General features: G+C 66.4%; 1 protein-coding gene and 1 pseudogene. Both read right to left on the reverse strand.

The window, feature by feature from the left end; translation table 11 throughout:
- Window positions 1-455 precede the first annotated feature (455 nt).
- The gene (locus GHC57_RS18925; RefSeq protein WP_153347191.1) at window positions 456-1,661 is read right to left on the reverse strand and encodes an ABC transporter substrate-binding protein; all 1,206 of its coding nucleotides are present in this window, start codon (window positions 1,659-1,661) and stop codon (window positions 456-458) included.
- 304 nt (window positions 1,662-1,965) lie between these two features.
- Window positions 1,966-2,156: pseudogene (locus tag GHC57_RS19690) on the reverse strand (IS110-like element ISEc32 family transposase); the annotation flags it as partial.

The following is a 2,156-nucleotide window of genomic DNA, read 5'->3' on the forward strand; positions in this document are numbered from 1 at the left end:
GGCCGGGCGACTCCCGTCTGGCGGCTGCACGCTCCGGCCCGAGATCCTTCAGTCGCTCCGCTCCTTCAGGATGACACACCCTTTAAGGGATCCGGTGTCGCCGCCTTTTTCGCGTCATGCTGAGCCGCTGAAGGCGGCGAAGGATCTCGGGAGGCCGGGCGGACTCCCGTCTGGCGGCTGCACGCTCCGGCCCGAGATCCTTCAGTCGCTCCGCTCCTTCAGGATGACACCCCCTTTAAGGAATCCGGTGTCGCCGCCTTTTTCGCGTCATGCTGAGCCGCTGAAGGCGGCGAAGGATCTCGGGAGGCCGGGCGACTCCCGTCTGGCGGCTGCACGCTCCGGCCCGAGATCCTTCAGTCGCTCCGCTCCTTCAGGATGACACCCCCTTTGTTGTCGTGCCCTTAGTTGTCGGGGTGGCATCCGTCCTGACGGTCAAAGCCTCTCTCCGCCGAATGCTACATCGCTTCGGGCTCGAACACCTTTTCGCTGACGAACGTGCCGTCCTGGATCACCCACAGCTCGAAGGTGCCGGCCACGTCGCCGTTCGAGTCGAAGTTCTGCGAGCCGGCCGCGCCCTCGTAGTCGATGTCCTCGCCGGCCTTCAGCAGCTCGACGGCCTTGGCGTACTCGCCCGGATGCACCACCTCGCCGGGCGGGTTGGCGACATCGCGCAGGGCGTCGCGCACCGCGTCCGGTTCGGTCGAACCGGCCTTCACCGCCGCCAGCGACAGCAGATAGACGGCGTCATAGGCCGTGTCGTGGTAGGGCTTGTCCGACTCCGCGCCGTACTCGGCCACCCAGGCGTCGGCGAAATGCTGGCCGCCCTGGCTCTCCAGAGACTTGGCGGTGGTGCCGAAGGTGCCGTTCAGGTACTCGGCGCCCAGGGCGTCAACCAGCTCGGGGGCCTTCATGCCGTCGGTGAAGATGAACTGGGAGAACGTGCCGCCCTCCAGCGCCTGACGCAGGATGGTCTGACCGCTTTCCGGATAGGCGATCAGCACCAGATGCTCGGCCCCACCGTCGGCGGCGTTCTGCAACTCGCCCCGATAGGCGGCCTGGTTCTTCTCGAAGCCGACCGACTGGGTCACGGTGCCGCCCATGGCCTCGAAGGCGCTCTGGAACGAGTCGGCCAGGCCCTTCCCGTAGTCGTTGTTGACGTACATGATCGCGGCGGTGTCGATGCCGCGCTCCTTGGTCACCTGGGCCAGCGCCACGCCCTGGCCGGCATCGGACGGCACGGTGCGGAACAGGAAGTCGTTGTCGTTCAGGGTGGTGATGACCGGCGAGGTGGACGCGCCCGAGATCTGCGGCACGCCGACGACGGCGGAGACGGACTGCGCGATGGGGATGGTCACGCCCGAGGACAGGGCGCCGACCAGGCCGCTGACCTTCTCGATGGACACCAGCTTCTGGGCCGCGTCCACGCCGGACTGCGGCGCGGTCTGGGTGTCGCCCACCACGACGGAGATGTCGCCGCCGGCGGCGTTGATTTCCTTCTCGGCGAGGCGGATGCCGTTCAGCGTGGTTTCGCCGTAGGCCTGCAGGTCGCCCGTCATCGGCACGATCGCGCCGATCTTCATCTCCTGTGCCTGGGCGGCGCCGCCCAGGGCGATGGCGGTCGCGGTGGCAAGACCGGCGACCAGAGTGCTGCGCGTCGTCATCGTCTGTGTTCCCCCGTGTTGTGATCCGTGGCGCAGCCCGTCGTGCGGGTCCGCGCGGTCCGGTGTTGGTGTTCGTCTCCTCTGGCGCGGCGCAAACGAGAGGCGCGCCCGGCCCGATATGGTGAGCCCCGGGAGGATAGGAAAGGCACCATGGCGTTGGCAATGCCGCAAGGATCGTTCGCAGGACAACCGGGTCAGGTCAACAGGACAACACGTTTCGCGCCGCCTGAGCACGCCTCCCGAGATCCCTCGTCTCGCTTCGCTCACTCGGGATGACCATAAAATATCTTGGGATGTCATCAACTCAGTTTGTGGCGGGTTCGGGCTGAGGCCGGAGGACCGCGTTTGCGATGGTGACGAGCTTTCTGGCAACGGCGAGGAGTGCGCCTTTTGGTGTCTTTTTGTTTCCGATAAGCCGTTCGTAGAAGGCCTTGAGGTCGGGGTTGTATCGCACGGCGGAGAGCGCGGCCATGAAGAGCTTGGATCGCAAGGCGC

Origin of the sequence: Roseospira navarrensis (assembly GCF_009601025.1) — a bacterium.
GTDB lineage: Bacteria > Pseudomonadota > Alphaproteobacteria > Rhodospirillales > Rhodospirillaceae > Rhodospira > Rhodospira navarrensis.